Here is a 22,227-nt window from a genome sequence, read left to right on the forward strand (position 1 = left end):
CATCATGAGTAAGATTGCATTTTTATTCCCGGGTCAGGGATCACAATTTATCGGCATGGGAAAAGAGCTTTATGAGCAGGTGCCTGCTGCAAAGCGTCTGTTTGATGAAGCCGATGAAACATTAGAAACAAAACTCAGCTCGCTTATTTTTGAGGGTGCTGCTGAAGAATTAACACTTACATACAATGCGCAGCCTGCTTTGCTTACGACAAGCATCGCTGTTCTTGAGAAATTTAAAGAATCTGGCATTACACCTGATTTCACAGCAGGACACAGCCTTGGTGAATATTCTGCACTGGTTGCGGCTGGCGCTCTGTCTTTCAAAGATGCTGTTTATACCGTCAGAAAGCGCGGAGAGTTTATGAATGAAGCGGTGCCGGCTGGCGAAGGAGCAATGGCTGCGATTCTCGGCATGGATGCTGAAGCATTAAAGCAAGTAACCGATAAAGTCACAGAGGAAGGCAACCTTGTACAGCTTGCGAATCTCAACTGTCCTGGCCAAATCGTCATTTCCGGAACAGCTAAAGGGGTCGAGCTTGCATCTGAACTGGCAAAAGAGAACGGCGCAAAACGCGCAATTCCGCTTGAAGTAAGCGGTCCGTTCCATTCTGAACTGATGAAACCGGCTGCTGAAAAGCTGAAAGAGGTATTGGACGCCTGTGACATAAAAGACGCTGACGTTCCGGTCATCTCAAATGTTTCTGCTGACGTGATGACTGAAAAAGCAGATATCAAAGAAAAACTTATTGAGCAGCTTTACTCTCCGGTTCGTTTTGAGGAAAGCATTAACAAGCTGATCGCAGAGGGTGTTACGACTTTTATTGAAATCGGTCCCGGAAAAGTGCTTTCAGGCCTTGTGAAAAAAGTAAATAGACGGTTAAAAACAATTGCTGTATCAGATCCGGAAACGATCGAGCTGGCAATTCAAACGCTTAAGGAGGAGAATGATAATGCTTAATGATAAAACGGCTATTGTCACTGGCGCATCCCGCGGAATCGGCCGCTCAATCGCCCTTGATCTGGCAAAAAGCGGAGCAAATGTTGTCGTGAACTACTCCGGCAATGAAGCGAAAGCAAATGAAGTGGTAGATGAAATCAAATCAATGGGCAGAAAAGCAATTGCTGTCAAAGCGGATGTATCAAATCCCGAAGATGTACAAAACATGATAAAAGAAACATTGTCTGTTTTTTCTACGATTGACATTCTGGTTAATAATGCGGGAATTACAAGAGACAATCTCATCATGAGAATGAAAGAAGACGAATGGGATGACGTCATTAACATTAACCTGAAGGGTGTTTTCAACTGCACAAAAGCTGTTACAAGACAAATGATGAAACAGCGTTCAGGCCGCATTATTAACGTATCGTCTATCGTCGGCGTCAGCGGAAACCCTGGACAAGCCAACTACGTGGCTGCAAAAGCCGGCGTCATCGGTTTAACCAAATCTTCTGCTAAAGAGCTCGCCAGCCGAAATATTACGGTAAACGCAATAGCGCCAGGATTTATCTCAACTGATATGACAGATAAACTTGCAAAAGACGTTCAAGACGAAATGCTGAAACAAATTCCGCTCGCGCGCTTTGGTGAACCTAGCGATGTCAGCAGTGTTGTCACGTTCCTAGCTTCAGAGGGAGCTCGTTATATGACAGGCCAAACGCTTCATATTGACGGCGGAATGGTGATGTAAGTTTTTTCTCGAAAATTTCATCGTAGTTTCTCTAGTTTTTTAAAAACGAATCCACTATAATACTTGAGGGGAGGTGAATTGCTATGGCAGACACATTAGAGCGTGTAACGAAAATCATCGTAGATCGCCTTGGCGTTGATGAAGCAGACGTCAAACTTGAAGCTTCTTTCAAGGAAGACTTAGGTGCTGATTCCCTAGATGTAGTTGAGCTTGTTATGGAACTTGAAGACGAGTTTGATATGGAGATTTCTGACGAAGATGCTGAAAAGATTGCAACAGTCGGCGACGCTGTGAACTACATACAAAACCAGCAATAAGCTGATGCTAAAAGTCCCGCCGAAATGCGGGGCTTTAGCCCTTTATTCGTGCAGTTATTACAGCATGCCGCTTTTACGCGCGCTGTATCCGGTTTAGTCAGAGAAGCGCGGTGAACCTGATGTGCCTATGGAGGTTACTATGTCAAAACACTCACATTATAAAGATAAAAAAAAGTTCTATAAAAAAGTAGAACAATTTAAAGAGTTTCAAGAACGGATTTCGGTTCACTTTCAAAATGAAAAGCTTTTGTATCAAGCATTTACACATTCATCTTATGTGAATGAGCATCGGAAAAAGCCGTATGAAGATAATGAAAGGCTTGAATTTTTAGGTGACGCTGTTTTGGAACTGACGATCTCCAGATTCTTATTTGCCAAATACCCGGCTATGAGTGAAGGAGATTTGACGAAATTGAGAGCCGCAATTGTTTGCGAACCGTCTCTCGTTTCATTGGCTCACGAGCTGTCATTCGGCGATCTTGTCCTGTTGGGTAAAGGCGAGGAAATGACAGGCGGAAGAAAGCGTCCTGCTCTATTGGCGGATGTTTTTGAGGCATTTATCGGAGCCTTGTACCTTGACCAAGGATTAGAGCCGGTCGAAAGTTTCTTAAAAGTTTATGTGTTCCCTAAAATTAACGATGGTGCTTTTTCTCATGTGATGGATTTCAAAAGCCAGCTGCAGGAATACGTGCAGCGGGACGGCAAAGGCTCTCTGGAGTATAAAATCTCCAACGAAAAAGGACCTGCGCACAACCGTGAATTTGAAGCCATCGTATCTCTAAAAGGTGAACCACTCGGAGTCGGAAATGGCCGTTCAAAGAAAGAAGCCGAACAGCACGCTGCTCAGGAAGCTTTAGCTAAATTGCAAAAACACCATACGAAACAATAAAATCCCCCTTATGACTCAGGGGGATTTCAGTATGTATGCCGTCTTATTTGACCAATGTTTATGATAGAATTGAAATACTTATTACATAAGGAGGATCGCTATGTTCCTCAAACGTTTAGACGTTATAGGATTTAAATCATTTGCAGAACGGATTTCCGTAGACTTCGTTAAAGGCGTGACAGCAGTTGTCGGGCCGAACGGAAGCGGAAAAAGCAACATCACGGATGCCATTCGCTGGGTTCTCGGCGAACAATCGGCACGCTCTCTTCGCGGCGGAAAAATGGAAGACATCATTTTTGCCGGGAGTGATTCAAGAAAGCGATTAAATCTAGCTGAAGTTACGCTTACTCTTGATAATGATGATCATTTCTTGCCAATTGACTTCCACGAGGTGAGTGTCACAAGACGTGTGTACAGATCAGGTGAGAGTGAGTTTCTGATTAACAATCAGCCATGCCGCTTGAAAGATATTATTGATTTATTTATGGACTCTGGGCTTGGTAAAGAAGCATTTTCTATTATCAGCCAAGGGAAAGTGGAAGAGATCCTGAGCAGTAAAGCGGAGGATCGCCGCAGTATCTTTGAAGAAGCGGCCGGGGTGCTTAAATATAAAACGAGAAAGAAAAAAGCAGAAAATAAACTGTTTGAGACACAGGACAATCTAAATCGGGTAGAAGATATATTACATGAGCTTGAAGGGCAGGTTGAACCTCTTAAAATTCAAGCTTCAATAGCGAAAGACTACCTTGAGAAAAAGAAAGAGCTGGAGCATGTTGAAATTGCGCTGACTGCCTATGATATCGAAGAGCTGCATGGTAAATGGTCGACTCTTAAAGAGAAAGTGCAGATGGCAAAAGAAGAAGAGCTTGCTGAATCGTCTGCTATTTCTGCGAAAGAAGCAAAGATTGAGGATACAAGGGACAAAATACAAGCGCTTGATGAGTCAGTAGATGAGCTCCAGCAAGTTTTACTGGTAACTAGTGAAGAGCTGGAAAAGCTTGAAGGCCGTAAAGAAGTCCTGAAAGAACGAAAGAAAAACGCTGTGCAAAACCAAGAACAGCTTGAAGAAGCCATCGTTCAGTTCCAGCAAAAAGAAACGGTTCTGAAAGAAGAGCTTTCGAAGCAGGAAGCTGTCTTCGAAACGCTTCAGGCTGAGGTGAAGCAGTTAAGGGCGCAAGTAAAAGAAAAACAGCAGGCTCTCAGTCTTCACAATGAAAATGTCGAAGAGAAAATCGAGCAGCTGAAAAGTGATTATTTTGAGCTGTTAAACAGCCAGGCTTCGATACGCAACGAACTCCAGCTTCTTGATGACCAGATGTCCCAATCCGCTGTCACATTGCAGAGACTCGCGGACAACAATGAAAAGCACCTGCAGGAACGGCGTGATATTTCTGCGCGTAAAGCCGCATGTGAAACGGAATTTGCCCGAATTGAGCAGGAGATTCACAGTCAAGTCGGTGCATATCGTGATATGCAGACAAAATATGAGCAGAAAAAGCGCCAATACGAAAAAAATGAATCCGCTCTGTATCAGGCATACCAATACGTTCAGCAAGCGAGATCAAAAAAGGACATGCTTGAGACGATGCAGGGAGATTTCTCCGGCTTTTATCAAGGTGTTAAAGAAGTGCTAAAAGCGAAAGAGCGCCTTGGCGGAATTCGCGGAGCGGTTCTTGAGCTGATTTCTACAGAACAGAAGTATGAAACGGCCATTGAAATAGCGCTCGGCGCTTCTGCTCAACACGTCGTGACCGACGATGAACAATCTGCCCGAAAAGCGATTCAATATTTAAAGCAGAATTCCTTCGGCCGGGCGACGTTTCTGCCTCTTTCTGTTATTAGAGACCGCCAGCTTCAAAGCCGTGACGCGGAAACAGCCGCCCGGCATTCATCATTTCTCGGGGTTGCAAGTGAACTTGTCACATTTGATCCTGCGTATCGAAGCGTCATCCAGAATCTTCTTGGAACCGTTCTGATCACAGAGGACTTAAAGGGTGCAAACGAGCTTGCGAAGCTTCTCGGGCACCGGTACCGCATCGTAACCCTTGAGGGAGATGTTGTGAACCCCGGTGGTTCAATGACGGGCGGCGCGGTTAAAAAGAAAAATAACTCCCTCCTCGGAAGAAGCCGGGAGCTAGAAGATGTGACGAAACGGCTCGCTGAAATGGAAGAGAAAACAGCTCTGCTTGAACAAGAGGTCAAAACCCTTAAACAATCCATTCAGGATATGGAGAAAAAACTGGCTGACTTAAGAGAAACCGGGGAAGGCTTAAGGTTAAAGCAGCAGGATGTGAAAGGCCAGCTGTACGAACTTCAAGTTGCCGAGAAAAATATCAATACCCATTTAGAGCTCTATGACCAAGAAAAATCTGCTCTGTCAGAAAGCGATGAAGAGAAAAAAGCGCGCAAACGCAAGCTTGAAGAAGAGCTCTCTGCCGTATCTGAAAAGATGAAACAGCTTGAAGAGGACATAGACAAACTGACAAAACAAAAACAAACGCAATCCTCAACGAAAGAGTCTCTTTCCAACGAGCTTACTGAGCTGAAGATCGCTGCGGCCAAAAAAGAGCAGGCATGCAAGGGGGAAGAGGACAACCTTGCCAGATTAAAGAAAGAGCTCACTGAAACAGAGATTGCGTTAAAAGAAGCAAAAGAAGACTTAAGCTTCTTAACGTCAGAGATGTCATCTAGCACCAGCGGCGAAGAAAAGCTGGAAGAAGCAGCAAAACATAAATTGAGTGACAAAACGAAAACGATCGAACTGATTGCATTAAGGCGCGATCAGCGCATCAAGCTTCAGCATGGGCTTGATACGTATGAGCGTGAGCTGAAAGAAATGAAACGCCTGTATAAACAAAAAACAACGCTCTTAAAAGACGAAGAAGTCAAACTCGGACGAATGGAAGTCGAGCTTGATAATTTACTCCAATATTTACGGGAGGAATACAGCTTGTCCTTTGAGGGGGCAAAAGAGAAATATCAGCTTGAAACTGATCCAGAGGAAGCCAGAAAGCGCGTGAAGCTGATTAAACTCGCAATTGAAGAGCTGGGTACCGTGAACCTCGGAAGCATAGATGAGTTTGAGAGGGTCAACGAACGGTACAAGTTTCTGTCGGAACAAAAAGAAGATTTAACAGAAGCGAAAAATACCTTGTTCCAAGTGATTGAAGAAATGGATGAAGAAATGACGAAGCGCTTTAACGACACATTCGTTCAAATCCGCTCACACTTTGATCAAGTTTTTCGCTCCTTATTCGGAGGAGGGCGAGCTGAACTGAGGCTCACCGATCCTAACGATCTGCTTCATTCAGGAGTCGAGATTATCGCTCAGCCGCCGGGGAAAAAGCTGCAAAACTTAAACCTCCTGTCAGGCGGAGAGCGTGCGCTTACTGCTATAGCGCTCTTATTCTCAATCCTAAAGGTTCGTCCAGTGCCGTTTTGCGTCCTTGACGAAGTAGAGGCTGCGCTCGACGAAGCGAATGTGTTCCGGTTTGCGCAGTATTTAAAAAAATACAGCAGTGATACCCAGTTTATTGTGATTACCCACAGAAAAGGAACGATGGAGGAAGCGGATGTGCTTTATGGCGTAACCATGCAGGAATCCGGTGTTTCCAAGGTAATCTCCGTTAAGCTGGAAGAAACAAAAGAATTCGTTCAGTAACGAGGAAAGAGGTTAAAAGATGAGCTTTTTTAAAAAATTAAAAGAGAAAATCACAAAACAGACAGATTCCGTATCTGAAAAGTTTAAGGATGGCCTTGAAAAAACAAGAAACTCCTTTCAAAACAAAGTGAATGATCTTGTATCCCGTTACCGTAAAGTGGATGAGGATTTCTTCGAAGAGCTTGAAGAGGTTCTTATCAGCGCGGATGTCGGTTTTACAACCGTTATGGAATTAATAGATGAGCTGAAAAAAGAAGTCAAACGCAGAAATATTCAAGATCCAAAGGAAGTCCAGTCAGTGATTTCTGAGAAACTGGTCGAGATTTATAACAGCGGAGATGAGCAAATTTCAGAACTGAACATCCAGGATGGGCGTTTAAACGTAATCCTTCTGGTAGGTGTAAACGGTGTCGGGAAAACAACAACGATCGGAAAGCTTGCTCATAAAATGAAACAAGAAGGAAAATCTGTCGTACTTGCCGCCGGAGACACTTTCAGAGCGGGAGCCATTGAACAGCTGGAAGTATGGGGAGAGCGTACAGGAGTGCCTGTCATTAAGCAGACGGCCGGAAGCGATCCGGCAGCTGTCATCTACGATGCTGTTCATGCTGCGAAAGCAAGAAATGCCGATGTATTAATTTGTGATACGGCAGGGCGTCTCCAAAACAAAGTAAATCTCATGAAAGAGCTTGAAAAAGTAAAACGTGTTATCGAAAGAGAAGTTCCTGAAGCTCCGCATGAGGTGCTGCTTGCCCTTGATGCCACGACCGGCCAAAATGCAATGGCTCAGGCAAAAGAATTCTCTAAAGCAACAAATGTTACCGGCATTGCTTTAACGAAGCTTGACGGTACGGCAAAAGGCGGTATCGTCCTTGCGATTCGCAACGAGCTTCACATCCCGGTTAAACTAGTCGGTTTAGGAGAAAAAGTTGATGACCTTCAGGAATTTGATCCAGAATCCTATGTGTACGGACTCTTTTCAGATTTAGTGGAAAAAGCCGACGATTAAGAAAAAGGCCCCAACATCTTGGGGGCCTTTTTCTTTTTTATCTTCTTACTTGATAGGCGAAATGATAAAGGCTGTTATCAGTGGATACCAGTCTTGATTCACCAGAAAAAACTCTGAATGGGATGATGTCATAGTAATGAACGGAAACAGATGTGTAATACGTATAGTAACCAGCAGCTGGCCCCAAATACATTGGAACCTCAAATGTTCCGTTTGCATCAGTGGTTCCTGAAGCAGTTTGTGTTGTGTTTCCGACCTTCGTGTCCGCTTCAAATCTTACGGGCGCGTTTGGCACTGGCTGTCCGTTTTGGTCGAGTAATTTGCCGCTTACTGTAATATTGTACTTGACTCGCCAATATTGCCCTTGTCCATAATTGATTTTACCGTAAACCCCTCCATCTGTGCTGATATTTGTGATCGAAGCCTTATAAGGTGCCTCAGCAGCGTCTGCTTGCTGTGCCGGAAAACCTATTGTAAACAGGGCTGCCAGACATAACATAAACAATAAACCGATTTTTTTCATAAAAATCCTCCTTTAAATAGGGTTCATATACAATATCGGAATAAATTGGATGATATTTAGCGTATTTTGGAAAAAAGTTAATCACCGCTTTGACAAGATAAAAACTTGACAGTGTCAATAAAACCGTGTAAACTAAGTTATCGTAAAGGGATTTGACTTAACAAAGGGGAGAGCTCAAATGTCACTCGAAAAGACAACGAGAATGAATTATCTGTTTGATTTTTATCAGTCGTTGTTGACGTCAAAACAGAAGAGCTATATGTCGCTTTATTATTTGGACGATTTCTCCCTAGGCGAAATAGCCGAAGAATATGAGGTTTCAAGACAAGCTGTTTATGATAACATCAAACGAACAGAAGCGATGCTTGAACAATATGAAGAAAAGCTGCTCCTTTTGAAAAAGTTTCAGGAGCGTAAAGAGATGTTTAATAAGCTGAAGGAGCTTGCTTCCGGTTCAAAAGAAGAGGAAGAAATTACAGCTCTGATTGAAGCGCTTGAGAAATTAGATTAGGAGGCGGCAAACTATGGCATTTGAAGGATTAGCCGACCGACTGCAGCAGACGATTTCTAAAATCCGCGGAAAAGGGAAAGTCAGCGAACAAGATGTAAAAGATATGATGCGTGAGGTTCGTCTTGCGCTGCTTGAGGCTGACGTTAACTTTAAAGTAGTCAAAGATTTTGTCAAAAAAGTAAGTGAACGCGCTGTAGGCCAAGACGTCATGAAAAGTCTGACGCCCGGCCAGCAGGTCATTAAAGTTGTTAAAGAGGAACTGACTGAGCTGATGGGCGGCGAAGAGAGCAAAATCGCCGTCGCAAAAAGGCCGCCGACTGTTATTATGATGGTCGGTCTCCAAGGTGCCGGTAAAACGACAACAAGCGGTAAGCTTGCGAATCTGCTGCGCAAAAAGCATAATCGCAAACCGATGCTGGTTGCTGCCGATATTTACCGCCCAGCCGCAATTAAGCAGCTGGAAACACTCGGCAAACAGCTTGATATGCCTGTTTTTTCTCTTGGCGATCAGGTCAGTCCTGTAGAAATAGCTAAACAGGCTATTGAGAAAGCCAAGGAAGAACATTATGACTATGTCATTTTGGATACGGCAGGCCGCTTGCATATCGACCATGAACTGATGGATGAACTGACCAACGTCAAAGAAATCGCGAATCCGGAAGAAATTTTCCTGGTTGTCGATTCAATGACCGGTCAGGACGCTGTGAATGTTGCCAAAAGCTTTAATGAACAGCTCGGTTTAACCGGTGTTGTGTTAACTAAGCTGGATGGAGACACACGCGGCGGGGCTGCGCTTTCTATTCGCGCTGTCACAAACACGCCAATTAAGTTCGCAGGTTTGGGCGAAAAGCTTGATGCGTTAGAGCCGTTCCACCCTGAACGCATGGCATCAAGGATTCTCGGCATGGGCGACGTGCTGACATTGATTGAAAAAGCACAGGCCAGCGTTGATGAAGACAAAGCCAAAGAGCTGGAACAAAAAATGAGAACGATGAGCTTCACATTGGACGATTTTCTGGAGCAGCTCGGGCAAGTCAGAAACATGGGGCCGCTTGATGAGCTTCTGCAAATGATGCCGGGTGCAGGTAAAATGAAAGGCCTGAAAAACATCCAAGTTGATGAAAAACAGCTGAATCATGTGGAAGCAATCATTAAATCAATGACTGTTCTTGAAAAAGAACAGCCGGATATCATCAATGCCAGCCGGCGGAAGCGGATTGCGAAAGGAAGCGGGACATCCGTACAGGAAGTCAACCGTCTGCTTAAGCAGTTTGATGAAATGAAAAAAATGATGAAGCAGATGACAAACATGTCAAAAGGCAAGAAAAAAGGGTTTAAGCTACCTTTTATGTAATCGGTTATACATGATAAAACCGTTGTTAAGAAAAAACACTTTACAAACACTTTTATCATTGTTAATATACTATCTTGTTGAAATATTTTCGGAGGTGCTAGTAAAATGGCAGTAAAAATTCGTTTAAAACGTATGGGAGCAAAAAAATCTCCTTTCTATCGTATTGTTGTAGCAGATTCTCGTTCACCACGTGACGGCCGTTTCATCGAAACAGTCGGAACTTACAACCCGGTTGCAAAACCAGCGGAAGTAAAAATTGACGAAGAGCTTGCTCTTAAATGGCTTCAAACTGGAGCGAAACCATCTGATACAGTTCGCAACTTGTTCTCTAGCCAAGGAATCATGGAAAAATTCCACAACGCTAAACAAGGCAAGTAATGACTGATCAACACTTGGAAGATTTGATTGTCCACATTGTGACGCCGCTTGTTGATCATCCAGATGACATTCGCGTCATAAGAGAAGAAACCGATCAAAAGATTGCGCTGCGCTTATCTGTCCATAAGTCAGATACCGGTAAAGTTATCGGAAAGCAAGGCCGGACTGCAAAAGCGATTCGAACAGCTGTATTTGCAGCTGGCGCACAGTCTTCTAAGAAAGTTCAATTTGAAATATTTGACTAAAAGGGAGAGGGCCGGCACCTCCCCTTTTTTTACACGCAAAAAAAGGGTAAACTGATAGAAGCTTAGGCAAAATAGAAAAGCCTGGGCGAGTAAAAGTTTTAAAAGCGGGGAGCTTGGTGCGATGCAAATTATTCACCGTGTAGCCGTTATGCAAGTCTTAACCGAGCGCAGTAAAGAAAAGCTTTTAGCTTCTTTTGCCGAAAAGAAACAAATGCTTGAACGAGAATGCAGCCAGCTCTATTTTCAGCTTAGAAAACATGAGAAAGAACAGCAAAACCCTGATATGATAGAACAATTTAAAAAGGCAATAGAAAAGCGAAAAGATGATATGAAAATCATCGATTTTCAAATTGCTCAAGTACATACATTGCCGCTTGGCAGTGAGTTGAAAGAAAAGGAAGTCGATGCGCTGCTGACGATTGAAGCCGGGGATGACTGGCATGAGAAAACAGCAGCGAACACCATCGTCATAAAAGACGGAAAAGTAATTGAAATTCGCCAGAGGTGATCATATGACAAAGCGATGGTTTAATGTAGGCAAAATCGTAAATACCCACGGAATCAAAGGCGAAGTGCGGGTGATTTCAAAAACAGATTTTGCCGAAGAACGATACAAGCCGGGAAACACGCTGTATTTGTTTATGGACGGCCGTAACGAACCAGTGGAGGTAACGGTAAACACACATAGACTGCATAAGCAATTTCATCTCCTGCAGTTTAAAGAAAGACAAAACCTAAATGAAGTAGAAGAGCTGAAAAACGCAATCATTAAAGTTCCTGAAGAAGAATTAGGAGAGCTGAATGAGGGTGAATTTTATTTCCACGAAATTATTGGGTGTGAAGTATTTACTGAAGAAGGCGAACTCATCGGAAAGGTCAAAGAAATTTTGACGCCTGGAGCCAATGACGTTTGGGTCATCGGACGAAAAGGAAAAAAAGACGCACTCATTCCTTACATTGAATCAGTGGTCAAACATATCAATGTCAGGGAAAAGAAAATTGAGATTGAACTCATGGAAGGGTTAATAGACGAATGAAAATCGACTTTTTGACGCTGTTTCCCGAAATGTTTGAAGGCGTGCTCGGCTCATCAATTCTTCAAAAAGCCCAGGAAAAAGATGCGGTGCAGTTTCAAGTCGTAAATTTCCGAGAGTACTCTGATAACAAGCACAATACTGTTGATGATTATCCTTATGGCGGCGGGGCAGGCATGGTTCTCAAGCCCCAGCCTGTTTTTGACGCGGTCGAGGACCTGACATCAAAGGCAGCCGCTGCTCCGCGTATTATCCTCGTATGCCCGCAAGGTGAGCGTTTTACCCAAAAAAAAGCCGAGCAATTAGCTAAGGAAGAGCATTTGCTGTTCATTTGCGGCCACTATGAAGGCTATGATGAACGCATTCGCGAGCACTTGGTAACGGATGAAATATCAATTGGCGACTTTGTTCTGACGGGCGGTGAGCTCCCTGCAATGATGATCGCAGACAGTGTGGTCAGACTGCTTCCGGGTGTACTGGGTAAAGAGGCTTCCCATATTGAGGATTCCTTCAGCACCGGACTTTTAGAGCACCCGCATTATACAAGACCGGCAGATTACAAAGGTTTAAAAGTGCCTGAAACACTCTTGTCAGGAAACCATGCAAAAATTGAAGAATGGCGGAATAAAGAATCGATCAGAAGGACCTACCTAAGACGTCCGGATCTGTTGAAAGACTACCCGCTTACAGAGCAGCAAAGAAAGTGGATTTCTGAATGGGAAAAAGAATAGATTTTATTGCATAGGCTATGAAATTGTGATAAGATACTACTTGTGGCTTAAGCGGGCTTATCCGCTGCAAGCTTGAAAACGATGTTCCGCTGTGCCGGTTTTTGTGGCCAAGAGCATCTGTTGGAAGGAGTTGAAAACGATGCAAAAACTAATTGAAGATATCACAAAAGAACAGCTTCGTACTGATCTTCCTGCGTTCCGTCCTGGTGACACTTTACGTGTACACGTTAAAGTTGTTGAGGGTAACCGTGAGCGTATCCAGATCTTTGAAGGTGTTGTGATTAAGCGTCGTGGTGGTGGAATCAGCGAAACGTTCACAGTTCGTAAGATTTCTTACGGTGTTGGCGTTGAACGTACTTTCCCAGTACACACACCAAAAATCGCGAAAATCGAAGTTGTACGTTACGGTAAAGTACGCCGTGCTAAACTTTACTACCTGCGTGAACTTCGCGGAAAAGCGGCTCGTATTAAAGAGATCAGACGATAATGATAACGAACGAAAAGAGCTTGTTACCTGTAACAAGCTCTTTTTTTATACAGAATTTGAAAATGCCGGACAGGCATCGTAAAATACATAAAGGACAACAATGAATCATGCATACTGAAGATAAAGGCGGTGTTCGTGTCACATGACAATTCAATGGTTCCCGGGCCATATGGCAAAAGCAAGAAGGGAAGTAACCGAAAAATTAAAATTAATCGATATCGTATATGAATTGGTAGATGCCAGAATTCCAATGTCATCAAGAAACCCAATGATTGAAGATATTCTAAAAAACAAGCCGCGAATTATGCTGTTAAACAAGGCTGACAAAGCAGATGCGGCAGTTACACAGCAGTGGAAAGAGCACTTTGAGAACCAGGGGATCCGCTCTCTGTCTATTAATTCTGTAAATGGACAAGGGTTAAATCAAATTGTGCCTGCATCAAAAGAGATCCTCCAAGAAAAATTTGACCGGATGCGTGCGAAAGGTGTGAAACCGAGAGCGATTCGCGCTTTGATTATCGGCATTCCAAACGTCGGAAAATCAACGCTCATCAACCGGCTTGCAAAGAAAAACATAGCAAAAACGGGAGACAGACCTGGCATTACGACTTCTCAACAGTGGGTCAAAGTTGGGAAAGAATTAGAGCTATTAGATACACCGGGGATTTTGTGGCCTAAATTTGAGGATGAGCTTGTCGGTTTGAGACTTGCAGTCACTGGGGCTATTAAAGACTCGATTATCAATTTGCAGGACGTGGCCGTGTTTGGTCTTCGTTTTCTCGAAGAACATTACCCAGAACGGCTTAAAGAGCGTTATGGCCTTGAGGAGATCCCAGAGGACATTGCTGAGCTGTTTGATGCAATAGGTGAAAAGCGGGGCTGTCTCATGAGCGGCGGGCTCATTAACTACGATAAGACGACTGAAGTCATCATTCGCGATATTCGCACTGAAAAGTTCGGCAGGCTGTCATTTGAACAGCCGACGATGTAAAGGCGCGCAGAAATGCGGGTCTTTATTTTTTCTTGGCTGAACCGATACATACAGTAAGGGAGAAGAGAAAGTGAATACATTAACCGTAAAGGACATTAAAGACCGTTTGCAGGAAGTGAAGGATGCACAAGACCCATTCATTGCCCAATGCGAAAACGACCCGAGAAAAAGCGTTCAAACGCTTGTAGAGCAATGGCTTAAAAAGCAAGCGAAAGAAAAAGCGCTGAAAGAACAATGGGTGAATATGACTTCCTATGAAAGGCTGGCAAGAAACAAAGGATTTCGCTTGATTGCAGGTGTTGACGAGGTCGGCCGGGGGCCATTGGCAGGACCAGTTGTCGCCAGCGCAGTCATCCTTCCAGAGGAATGTGAAATACTTGGGCTGACAGACTCCAAAAAGCTTTCAGAGAAAAAACGCGAGGAATATTACGAGCTTATTATGAAGGAAGCACTGGCGGTCGGGATAGGAATTGTAGAAGCTACTGTGATTGATGAGATCAATATATATGAAGCTTCAAAAATGGCAATGGTGAAAGCGATACAGGATTTGTCGGATACACCTGATTATTTGCTTGTTGACGCAATGACACTTCCGCTCGACACGGCTCAGGCGTCAATTATAAAAGGCGATGCCAAAAGCGTGTCTATTGCGGCAGGTGCGTGTATCGCAAAAGTGACGAGGGACCGAATGATGAGCGCTTATGCCGAAACGTATCCCATGTACGGCTTTGAAAAAAATAAAGGCTATGGGACAAAAGAACATTTGGAAGCTCTCGCTGCATACGGCCCAACTGAATTGCACCGCAAAACTTTCGCTCCTGTTCAATCTTTCAGATAAATCACCATGGACAAGGAGGCACCTTTTTAAAATGAACATACGAAATGATGTGCAAAAGGCGCTGCAGCACCTTTTCGGGCGTACAGCCGTCCCGCAGGAAACATCAAAAGTAAACGAAGCGCTAAACGGGGAGAAGCGTCTCCTCTTAGGAAAAGTGCTTCGTTTACTAGGAGATCAGCATGCCCTGATCCAAGTCGGCAATCAAACTGTTCAGGGAAAACTTGAAACTCAGCTTCGTCCTCAGGCATACTATTGGTTTTCCTACGAAAAAAAAACGGCAGAGCAAACAGGCCGTCTTCAGGTCGTTCAAAGCTTTAATCAAAATCCTAAAACCATTCAGGATGCAGCTGGCAAACTTTTAAATGCTATTTCAGTGAAGACGTCAAACGCAGCTCTCATGATGACAGGAGCGATGCTGAAAAGCAAAACACCCGTAACAGAAAATGATATCAAAACAGCTGTCCGCTGGATGGACACGCTGCCTTCGCAAGACACAAAAAAAGCAGTTGAAACGGTTCTCTTCGCTTTAAAGCGTGATCTTCCCATTCACTCCGAGATTTTGAATGGTGTTCACGCTGTGAAATCGCCTGTTCCGTTGCATCAGCACGTATCCCAGCTGCTACAGGCAATCGACCAAAACCCTCAGCAGAGCCAAATGATGTCAAAGCTAAAGGAAGCAGTTACGGTGCTTTTAAATAGTGAAATCGATGTCCATGCAGAACGGCTGATTGATAAGCTTATTTCTTTAACCGACAATACGAAAGCACCTTCTCCGACGAATACAGCTGGAAGCAGGGAGCTTAGCACACCAGCTGGCTCCCCCGGAAAAGCCAGCCTGCCGATTGCAAATCACACAGCAGAACAGGGAAGCATACAAGAAGAGCCTGTTAAAACAGCAGCAGACATTCCAATTAAAGAAGCCCGCCAGCTGCTCGTGAAGCTGACGGAATCTGCTGAAAAAAACAGTCTCCAAATTGTGAAAGAAGCAGCAAATTGGATTAAAGCGGCTGCTTCATCGGGTGATAGTAAGTCACTTGCAGCTTCAGCTGTTTTACAAGCGGCACAAGTCACAGACCAGGAAGCCGAAGTCTTTTTAAAGGCTGTTCAGCAGACAGCACCCCATTTGGCGGATAAGGCAGATGTTCTTTCTTTCTTATCCAAAGTGAAAACGGCAATCGGCGCAAGGGACGAGGTTGGGTTCATTAAAGCGTTTGAACAAGGAAGCGCAGTCACATCTGGCGAAATGCAATCCATCAAGCTGGCTCTTTCTGCCTTAAGAGCATCGCATGAGGTAGCCGAACCAGTCAAACAAGAAGCCGATCAGCTTTTTCATAAATTAAATGGCCAGCTTTTCATGCAGCAGGACCATCCATCATACAGCCAAATTGTAATGTCATTTCCGATGTTTTCGAAGTCAGGGGTTCAGGACATGACTGTTCTGTTTAAAGGAAAGAAAGAAGCGGATGGAAAGCTTGATCCTTCCCATTGCCGCCTTTTGTTTTTGCTGCAGCTTGATACACTAAAAGAAACCGTCGTTGATTGCTTGGTACAACAAAAAGTCATGACCATTACAATAGAGACTGATTTCGAGCTGCAGGCTGCGATCGATCCGATGGTGCCCGCGCTTAAACAGGGGCTAAAGGAAATGGGGTACAGCCTTTCAGGGGTAAACGCTAAAAAAAGGGTTCACACCGAAGAAAAGGCTTCAATCGATCAATATATAACAAGTATCAGTGATCAGGAAGTGGATGTGAAAATATGAAAGAGCAGACACCGATCAGAAAAGCTGTTGCTCTCCATTATGACGAACAAAAAGACAAGGCGCCGAGAGTGATTGCCACAGGGAAGGGCCATGTAGCTGACAACATTATCAAAGAAGCGAAAAAAGCAGGGGTCCCGATTCAAGAAGATCGGACCCTTGTCGAATTAATGCGCCATTTGACGGTAGATGATCAAATTCCTGAAGCTCTTTATGAAACGGTAGCCGAGATTTTTTCATTCATTTACAAATTGGACGAAAGCGTAAAAAACAAAAAATAGCTAAAATATTCCCCATCCTCCTTTGAAATTTATGTTTTTAATAAAGTAAAAGTTTGAATGTTTAGAAGGATTAAAAGATTTTGCATCGAACTGTAGACAATTCTTCCAGTATTATTATAGAATGAAAGCGCAGTCTATTTTAGTTTTGTTACATAAGTTAGGAGGATGGGAAATGAATATCCATGAGTACCAGGGAAAAGAAGTCCTCAGAAAATATGGGGTATCTGTTCCTGAAGGTAAAGTGGCTTTTACAGCAGAAGAAGCAGTTGAGAGTGCAAAGAGCTTATCCAGCTCGGTTTATGTCGTAAAGGCTCAAATTCATGCTGGCGGTCGAGGCAAAGCTGGTGGGGTAAAAATAGCAAAATCATTAGACGAAGTAAAAGCGTATGCCGAAGAACTATTAGGGAAGACCCTAGTTACACATCAGACGGGTCCGGACGGCCAAGTAATAAAACGCTTACTTATTGAAGAAGGCTGCGATATTAAAAAAGAATATTACATCGGTCTAGTGCTTGACCGCGCCACTTCAAGAATCGTTTTGATGGCTTCTGAAGAAGGCGGAACGGAAATTGAAGAGGTTGCGGAGAAAACACCGGAAAAAATCAAAAAAGCTGTCATTGATCCGGCTGTTGGCCTTCAAGGCTATCAAGCCAGAGAAATTGCATTCGCTATTAATATTCCAAAAGAGCTCGTGGGAAAAGCTGCTAAATTTATGCTTGGACTATATAAAGCGTTTGTTGAGAAAGACTGCTCAATCGCCGAAATCAATCCGCTTGTTGTTACCGGCGACGGAAATGTGATGGCGCTTGATGCAAAATTGAATTTTGACAGCAATGCGTTGTACCGACAAAAGGACATTATGGAATACAGAGATTTGGATGAAGAAGATCCGAAAGAAATTGAAGCATCCAAATATGATCTAAGCTACATTTCCCTTGATGGAAATATCGGCTGTATGGTAAACGGCGCGGGGCTTGCAATGTCCACGATGGATATTATCAAGCATTATGGAGGAGAACCGGCCAACTTCCTTGATGTGGGCGGCGGTGCAACCGCTGAAAAAGTCACGGAAGCATTTAAAATCATTCTTTCTGATCAAAACGTTAAAGGGATTTTCGTCAACATTTTCGGCGGCATTATGAAATGTGATGTCATCGCAGAAGGGGTTGTTGAAGCGACTAGACAAGTTGGTTTGACATTGCCGCTTGTCGTCCGTCTTGAAGGCACAAACGTGGATCTAGGGAAGAAAATCCTTAGTGAATCAGGATTAAACATTACATCTGCGGAATCAATGGCTGACGGCGCGCAGAAAATCGTATCCTTAGTTTAAGAAAGAATGAAAGGCAGGGGACCAAATAATGAGTGTTTTCATTAATAAAGATACAAGAGTTATTGTGCAAGGGATTACAGGTTCTACCGCTTTATTTCATACGAAGCAGATGCTTGAATACGGCACAAATATCGTTGGCGGTGTAACACCTGGAAAAGGCGGAACAGAAGCGGAAGGTGTTCCTGTATTTAATACAGTGGCTGAAGCAGTTCAAACGACCGGCGCTAACGCGTCTGTTATATATGTGCCCGCACCGTTTGCAGCTGATGCGATTATGGAAGCGGTAGATGCGGAGCTTGATCTCGTGATTTGTATCACAGAACATATCCCGGTTTTGGATATGGTGAAGGTCAAACGCTTCATGGAAGGCAAGAAAACGAGACTGATAGGGCCGAACTGTCCTGGTGTCATTACGCCTGAAGAATGTAAAATCGGCATTATGCCCGGATACATCCATAAAAAGGGTCATGTAGGCGTTGTATCACGTTCAGGAACATTAACATACGAAGCGGTGCACCAGCTCTCAGAAGCGGGTGTAGGGCAATCTACAGCTGTTGGAATCGGCGGCGACCCTGTAAATGGAACAAACTTTATTGACGTTTTAAAAGCGTTTAACGAAGATCCTGACACACACGCAGTCATCATGATTGGCGAAATCGGCGGTACGGCCGAAGAGGAAGCGGCAGAGTGGGTAAAAGCCAACATGACAAAACCGGTAGTCGGTTTTATCGGCGGTAAAACAGCACCTCCTGGGAAGCGCATGGGGCATGCAGGCGCCATTATTTCCGGCGGGAAAGGGACAGCTGATGAAAAAATCAAAACCCTTAATGCATGCGGAATCGAAGTTGCAGAGACACCTTCTGTCATGGGTGAAACCTTAATCAAGGTGCTGAAAGAGAAGAACTTGTTCGAAACTTGTAAAACGCATTAATAAAAAAGGGACAGCCGTCAAGGCTGTTCCTGCTTTTTCTAACAAAAGGAGGTCAATCTATTGGATCAGGCCGCTGCCTGCCTAACGATTTGCAGAATCAATCAATTATTATCCCCATCCCTTCTATTAAAATGGTGGAAAGCCGATCCGTCTATGTCGCTGACATCACCCGTGTTACAAACGGTTACTCGTGATCAAATAAAAGCAGCTGCATTAAAAAACGAAATAGAACAATTTTATCCAAAGCTCCCACGTGTACTTGCTGCTTATCGTGAGCAAGGCATTAACACCATCCCTATTTCTTCAAAGCAATATCCTTTCTGGCTTAAAAGCATTTATGATCCCCCCGCCGTACTGTTTGCAAAAGGTGATATGACTCTTCTTTCGAAAGGGAGAAAAATTGGAATTGTAGGGACAAGAAATCCAACAGCTTATGGGAAACAAGTTGTCAATCATCTTACAAAAGAGATCTGTCGTAAAGGTTGGGTGATTGTCAGCGGACTGGCGTCTGGGATAGACGGAATGTCCCATGCTGCAAGTATTAAGGCGAAGGGGCGGACAATTGGCGTCATTGCAGGCGGATTTCAACACATTTATCCCCGAGAAAACCTTCAGTTAGCAGATCACATGGCTAAACACCATATCCTGCTGTCAGAGCACCCACCTGAAACTAAACCCCAAAAATGGCATTTCCCTATGAGAAACCGTATTATCAGCGGACTAAGTGAAGGCGTTATTGTCGTTCAGGGCAAAGAAAAAAGCGGTTCGCTGATTACTGCCTATCAAGCATTGGAACAAGGGAGAGAGGTATTTGCCGTACCCGGTTCATTGTTTGACCCTTACGCCGGAGGTCCTATAAAACTGATCCAGCAGGGGGCTAAAGCCATATGGTCAGCAGAGGATATTTTCGAGGAACTTCCTGAGAGAAACGTTCAATATACGGAACCCTTTTGAATTATCGTTTGACAAACGGTATTGTAATATTTAATAATAGTGAGGATTTAAAGTTGCATATTGTTTTCTATTTAATTAATGACGTTCATGATAAAGAATGAAATGTTGAAAGCCAAATAAAGACAGCTGCAAAAATAAAATTGAAATATCTTGAAAAGAGAGAGAACACCTCTTGAGGGGGATGAAAATGTCTGATTATCTAGTCATCGTGGAATCGCCCGCTAAGGCGAAAACGATTGAACGTTACTTAGGTAAAAAATATAAAGTAAAAGCATCAATGGGACATGTCCGGGATCTTCCAAAAAGTCAAATGGGAGTTGACATAGAACAGAATTTTGAACCGAAATATATTACCATTCGAGGTAAAGGCCCGGTATTAAAAGAGCTGAAAACGGCTGCGAAAAAAGCCAAAAAAGTGTATCTCGCAGCCGACCCCGACAGAGAAGGGGAAGCGATTGCATGGCATTTGGCACACAGTCTTGATTTAGATCTCAACTCAGACTGCCGTGTGGTGTTTAACGAAATTACAAAAGACGCTATTAAGGAATCGTTTAAGCATCCCCGCATGATCAATATGGATTTAGTGGATGCACAGCAAGCGAGACGTATTTTAGACAGGCTTGTCGGATATAAAATCAGTCCAATCTTATGGAAAAAAGTCAAAAAAGGGCTTAGCGCAGGACGCGTGCAATCCGTTGCCCTCCGTTTGATTATTGACCGTGAAAAAGAGATTAACGACTTTAAGCCTGAGGAATATTGGACAATTGACGGTACGTTCTTAAAAGGTCAAGAAACCTTTGAAGCGAGCTTTTTCGGGAAAAACGGCAAAAAACTTCCTTTAAATAGTGAAGCTGATGTAAAAGAGATTCTTTCTCAGCTCAAAGGGAATCAATATACAGTTGAAAAAGTAACCAAAAAGGAACGCAAACGTAATCCTGCTTTGCCTTTTACCACTTCTACCCTGCAGCAGGAAGCGGCTCGCAAGCTCAATTTCAGAGCGAAGAAAACGATGATGATTGCACAGCAATTATATGAAGGAATTGATTTAGGAAGAGAAGGAACGGTTGGTCTGATCACGTATATGAGAACGGATTCAACCCGTATTTCAAATACGGCTGTTGATGAAGCAGCTGCATTTATTGATCAGACATATGGAAAAGAGTTCCTAGGCGGAAAACGGAAGCCTGCGAAAAAGAATGAAAATGCCCAGGATGCCCACGAAGCAATTCGGCCGACATCAGTTCTTAGAAAACCAAGTGAATTAAAAGCAGTCCTCGGCAGAGACCAAATGAGACTGTATAAATTAATTTGGGAGCGTTTTGTTGCCAGCCAAATGGCACCGGCTGTTCTCGATACAATGAGTGTCGACCTGACAAACAACGGTTTGACATTTCGTGCAAATGGAAGTAAAGTCAAGTTTTCCGGGTTTATGAAGGTGTATGTTGAAGGAAAAGACGATCAAATGGAAGAAAAAGACCGGATGCTGCCTGACTTACAAGAAGGCGACACGGTATTATCAAAAGATATAGAACCTGAGCAGCATTTTACCCAGCCGCCTCCGCGATATACTGAGGCCCGGCTTGTTAAAACCCTTGAAGAACGCGGTATCGGCCGTCCATCCACATATGCTCCGACACTTGATACTATTCAGCGGCGCGGCTACGTGGCATTGGATAATAAACGTTTCGTTCCGACTGAATTAGGTCAGATCGTTCTTGACTTGATCATGGAGTTTTTCCCTGAGATCATTAACGTTGAGTTTACAGCTAAAATGGAGAGAGATCTTGATCATGTTGAAGAAGGAAATACCGAATGGGTCAAGATTATCGATAATTTCTACACCGATTTTGAAAAACGCGTCAAAAAAGCCGAATCGGAAATGAAGGAAGTTGAGATTGAACCAGAGTATGCTGGAGAGGATTGTGAATTGTGCAGTTCTCCAATGGTATATAAAATGGGACGGTACGGTAAATTCTTAGCTTGCTCCAACTTCCCTGACTGCCGGAACACGAAACCGATTGTGAAACAAATCGGTGTGAAGTGCCCGAGCTGCGGAGAAGGAAACATTGTTGAGCGAAAATCGAAAAAGAAACGGGTGTTTTACGGCTGTGACCGTTATCCGGACTGTGAATTCGTATCATGGGACAAACCAATTGAACGAAAATGCCCGAAATGCGGAAAAATGCTCGTCGAGAAAAAACTCAAAAAAGGCATACAAGTCCAATGCGTGGAATGCGATTATAAGGAAGAACCACAGAAGTAGCGGTGAGCAGGGTCTTGCTCACCTTCTTTGTGTGTTAAAAGAAGGCCTTG

23 protein-coding genes are annotated in these 22,227 nt (G+C 43.7%); 22 read left to right on the forward strand and 1 reads right to left on the reverse strand.

The window, feature by feature from the left end; genetic code table 11:
* Positions 1-4: 4 nt before the first annotated feature.
* The 6 genes from fabD (at position 5) to ftsY (ending at position 7,567) form a co-directional block, all read left to right on the forward strand.
* Positions 5-958: an ACP S-malonyltransferase gene (fabD, locus tag MKY50_RS08705; RefSeq protein ID WP_015383644.1), complete on the forward strand. Its 954-nt coding sequence runs from the start codon at positions 5-7 to the stop codon at positions 956-958.
* Entirely contained in the window at positions 951-1,691 is a 741-nt protein-coding gene (gene fabG / locus MKY50_RS08710) for a 3-oxoacyl-[acyl-carrier-protein] reductase (protein ID WP_003232035.1), read from the forward strand. Before fabD ends, fabG begins: the two co-directional genes overlap by 8 nt.
* 83 nt (positions 1,692-1,774) lie before the next feature.
* Entirely contained in the window at positions 1,775-2,008 is a 234-nt protein-coding gene (gene acpP / locus MKY50_RS08715; protein ID WP_003154310.1) for an acyl carrier protein, read from the forward strand.
* Between the two features lie 139 nt (positions 2,009-2,147).
* A complete protein-coding gene (gene rncS / locus MKY50_RS08720; RefSeq protein WP_003232030.1) occupies positions 2,148-2,897 on the forward strand; it encodes a ribonuclease III in 750 nt (249 codons plus the stop codon).
* A gap of 100 nt (positions 2,898-2,997) precedes the next feature.
* A complete protein-coding gene (gene smc, locus MKY50_RS08725) occupies positions 2,998-6,558 on the forward strand; it encodes a chromosome segregation protein SMC (RefSeq protein WP_015252105.1) in 3,561 nt (1,186 codons plus the stop codon).
* Positions 6,559-6,577: 19 nt separating this feature from the next.
* Positions 6,578-7,567 (forward strand): signal recognition particle-docking protein FtsY, encoded by a 990-nt coding sequence (gene ftsY, locus MKY50_RS08730; protein ID WP_003232026.1) that lies wholly within the window; start codon positions 6,578-6,580, stop codon positions 7,565-7,567.
* A gap of 37 nt (positions 7,568-7,604) precedes the next feature.
* Here ftsY and MKY50_RS08735 read toward each other — a convergent pair whose 3' ends face one another.
* Positions 7,605-8,090: an Ig-like domain-containing protein gene (locus MKY50_RS08735; protein ID WP_003245834.1), complete on the reverse strand. Its 486-nt coding sequence runs from the start codon at positions 8,088-8,090 to the stop codon at positions 7,605-7,607.
* 178 nt (positions 8,091-8,268) lie between these two features.
* On the opposite strand from MKY50_RS08735, the gene MKY50_RS08740 reads away from it, so the two are divergent.
* The 16 genes from MKY50_RS08740 to topA all read left to right on the forward strand — a co-directional run bounded on the left by MKY50_RS08740 (position 8,269) and on the right by topA (position 22,177).
* Positions 8,269-8,601 (forward strand): putative DNA-binding protein, encoded by a 333-nt coding sequence (locus MKY50_RS08740; RefSeq protein ID WP_003238590.1) that lies wholly within the window; start codon positions 8,269-8,271, stop codon positions 8,599-8,601.
* 13 nt (positions 8,602-8,614) lie between these two features.
* Positions 8,615-9,955 (forward strand): signal recognition particle protein, encoded by a 1,341-nt coding sequence (gene ffh, locus MKY50_RS08745; RefSeq protein ID WP_014113771.1) that lies wholly within the window; start codon positions 8,615-8,617, stop codon positions 9,953-9,955.
* A gap of 105 nt (positions 9,956-10,060) precedes the next feature.
* The gene (gene rpsP / locus MKY50_RS08750) at positions 10,061-10,333 is read left to right on the forward strand and encodes a 30S ribosomal protein S16 (protein ID WP_003220815.1); all 273 of its coding nucleotides are present in this window, start codon (positions 10,061-10,063) and stop codon (positions 10,331-10,333) included.
* Complete coding sequence (locus MKY50_RS08755) at positions 10,333-10,578, forward strand: KH domain-containing protein (protein ID WP_014476792.1); 246 nt, start codon at positions 10,333-10,335, stop codon at positions 10,576-10,578. The genes rpsP and MKY50_RS08755 overlap by 1 nt, the downstream gene beginning before the upstream one ends.
* 121 nt (positions 10,579-10,699) lie before the next feature.
* A complete protein-coding gene (locus MKY50_RS08760) occupies positions 10,700-11,086 on the forward strand; it encodes a YlqD family protein (RefSeq protein WP_015715875.1) in 387 nt (128 codons plus the stop codon).
* A gap of 4 nt (positions 11,087-11,090) precedes the next feature.
* Positions 11,091-11,615 (forward strand): ribosome maturation factor RimM, encoded by a 525-nt coding sequence (rimM, locus tag MKY50_RS08765; protein WP_069322590.1) that lies wholly within the window; start codon positions 11,091-11,093, stop codon positions 11,613-11,615.
* Entirely contained in the window at positions 11,612-12,343 is a 732-nt protein-coding gene (trmD, locus tag MKY50_RS08770; RefSeq protein WP_003232011.1) for a tRNA (guanosine(37)-N1)-methyltransferase TrmD, read from the forward strand. Before rimM ends, trmD begins: the two co-directional genes overlap by 4 nt.
* 139 nt (positions 12,344-12,482) lie before the next feature.
* Positions 12,483-12,830, forward strand: a complete 348-nt coding sequence (rplS, locus tag MKY50_RS08775) for a 50S ribosomal protein L19 (RefSeq protein WP_003220825.1) — start codon at positions 12,483-12,485, stop codon at positions 12,828-12,830.
* 142 nt (positions 12,831-12,972) lie between these two features.
* The gene (gene ylqF, locus MKY50_RS08780; protein WP_015715878.1) at positions 12,973-13,821 is read left to right on the forward strand and encodes a ribosome biogenesis GTPase YlqF; all 849 of its coding nucleotides are present in this window, start codon (positions 12,973-12,975) and stop codon (positions 13,819-13,821) included.
* A gap of 70 nt (positions 13,822-13,891) precedes the next feature.
* Positions 13,892-14,659, forward strand: a complete 768-nt coding sequence (gene rnhB, locus MKY50_RS08785; RefSeq protein WP_003245658.1) for a ribonuclease HII — start codon at positions 13,892-13,894, stop codon at positions 14,657-14,659.
* Between the two features lie 31 nt (positions 14,660-14,690).
* Entirely contained in the window at positions 14,691-16,421 is a 1,731-nt protein-coding gene (locus MKY50_RS08790; RefSeq protein ID WP_029317795.1) for a hypothetical protein, read from the forward strand.
* Positions 16,418-16,699, forward strand: a complete 282-nt coding sequence (locus tag MKY50_RS08795) for a FlhB-like flagellar biosynthesis protein (RefSeq protein ID WP_003232001.1) — start codon at positions 16,418-16,420, stop codon at positions 16,697-16,699. Before MKY50_RS08790 ends, MKY50_RS08795 begins: the two co-directional genes overlap by 4 nt.
* A gap of 172 nt (positions 16,700-16,871) precedes the next feature.
* A complete protein-coding gene (gene sucC, locus MKY50_RS08800; protein ID WP_003244732.1) occupies positions 16,872-18,029 on the forward strand; it encodes an ADP-forming succinate--CoA ligase subunit beta in 1,158 nt (385 codons plus the stop codon).
* Positions 18,030-18,057: 28 nt separating this feature from the next.
* Positions 18,058-18,960: a succinate--CoA ligase subunit alpha gene (sucD, locus tag MKY50_RS08805; RefSeq protein WP_003238566.1), complete on the forward strand. Its 903-nt coding sequence runs from the start codon at positions 18,058-18,060 to the stop codon at positions 18,958-18,960.
* A 60-nt stretch (positions 18,961-19,020) separates the two neighbouring features.
* Entirely contained in the window at positions 19,021-19,914 is an 894-nt protein-coding gene (gene dprA, locus MKY50_RS08810; RefSeq protein ID WP_014479775.1) for a DNA-processing protein DprA, read from the forward strand.
* Between the two features lie 187 nt (positions 19,915-20,101).
* The gene (gene topA / locus MKY50_RS08815) at positions 20,102-22,177 is read left to right on the forward strand and encodes a type I DNA topoisomerase (RefSeq protein ID WP_003245599.1); all 2,076 of its coding nucleotides are present in this window, start codon (positions 20,102-20,104) and stop codon (positions 22,175-22,177) included.
* The last annotated feature ends 50 nt before the right edge of the window (positions 22,178-22,227 follow it).

The sequence above is a fragment of the Bacillus sp. FSL R7-0685 genome, assembly GCF_038002425.1.
GTDB classification, from domain to species: domain Bacteria; phylum Bacillota; class Bacilli; order Bacillales; family Bacillaceae; genus Bacillus; species Bacillus subtilis.

What these genes read in the sequence shown, in the direction of transcription:
- trmD (WP_003232011.1), top strand. Translation starts at nt 11,612, where the DNA reads ATGAAAATCGACTTTTTGACGCTGTTTCCCGAAATGTTTGAAGGCGTG.
- smc (WP_015252105.1), top strand. Translation starts at nt 2,998, where the DNA reads ATGTTCCTCAAACGTTTAGACGTTATAGGATTTAAATCATTTGCAGAA.
- rncS (WP_003232030.1), top strand. Translation starts at nt 2,148, where the DNA reads ATGTCAAAACACTCACATTATAAAGATAAAAAAAAGTTCTATAAAAAA.
- ftsY (WP_003232026.1), top strand. Translation starts at nt 6,578, where the DNA reads ATGAGCTTTTTTAAAAAATTAAAAGAGAAAATCACAAAACAGACAGAT.
- topA (WP_003245599.1), top strand. Translation starts at nt 20,102, where the DNA reads ATGTCTGATTATCTAGTCATCGTGGAATCGCCCGCTAAGGCGAAAACG.
- rimM (WP_069322590.1), top strand. Translation starts at nt 11,091, where the DNA reads ATGACAAAGCGATGGTTTAATGTAGGCAAAATCGTAAATACCCACGGA.
- MKY50_RS08740 (WP_003238590.1), top strand. Translation starts at nt 8,269, where the DNA reads ATGTCACTCGAAAAGACAACGAGAATGAATTATCTGTTTGATTTTTAT.
- MKY50_RS08790 (WP_029317795.1), top strand. Translation starts at nt 14,691, where the DNA reads ATGAACATACGAAATGATGTGCAAAAGGCGCTGCAGCACCTTTTCGGG.
- ffh (WP_014113771.1), top strand. Translation starts at nt 8,615, where the DNA reads ATGGCATTTGAAGGATTAGCCGACCGACTGCAGCAGACGATTTCTAAA.
- acpP (WP_003154310.1), top strand. Translation starts at nt 1,775, where the DNA reads ATGGCAGACACATTAGAGCGTGTAACGAAAATCATCGTAGATCGCCTT.
- rpsP (WP_003220815.1), top strand. Translation starts at nt 10,061, where the DNA reads ATGGCAGTAAAAATTCGTTTAAAACGTATGGGAGCAAAAAAATCTCCT.
- ylqF (WP_015715878.1), top strand. Translation starts at nt 12,973, where the DNA reads ATGACAATTCAATGGTTCCCGGGCCATATGGCAAAAGCAAGAAGGGAA.
- fabD (WP_015383644.1), top strand. Translation starts at nt 5, where the DNA reads ATGAGTAAGATTGCATTTTTATTCCCGGGTCAGGGATCACAATTTATC.
- rplS (WP_003220825.1), top strand. Translation starts at nt 12,483, where the DNA reads ATGCAAAAACTAATTGAAGATATCACAAAAGAACAGCTTCGTACTGAT.
- MKY50_RS08795 (WP_003232001.1), top strand. Translation starts at nt 16,418, where the DNA reads ATGAAAGAGCAGACACCGATCAGAAAAGCTGTTGCTCTCCATTATGAC.
- MKY50_RS08760 (WP_015715875.1), top strand. Translation starts at nt 10,700, where the DNA reads ATGCAAATTATTCACCGTGTAGCCGTTATGCAAGTCTTAACCGAGCGC.
- sucC (WP_003244732.1), top strand. Translation starts at nt 16,872, where the DNA reads ATGAATATCCATGAGTACCAGGGAAAAGAAGTCCTCAGAAAATATGGG.
- sucD (WP_003238566.1), top strand. Translation starts at nt 18,058, where the DNA reads ATGAGTGTTTTCATTAATAAAGATACAAGAGTTATTGTGCAAGGGATT.
- fabG (WP_003232035.1), top strand. Translation starts at nt 951, where the DNA reads ATGCTTAATGATAAAACGGCTATTGTCACTGGCGCATCCCGCGGAATC.
- MKY50_RS08755 (WP_014476792.1), top strand. Translation starts at nt 10,333, where the DNA reads ATGACTGATCAACACTTGGAAGATTTGATTGTCCACATTGTGACGCCG.
- MKY50_RS08735 (WP_003245834.1), bottom strand. Translation starts at nt 8,090, where the DNA reads ATGAAAAAAATCGGTTTATTGTTTATGTTATGTCTGGCAGCCCTGTTT.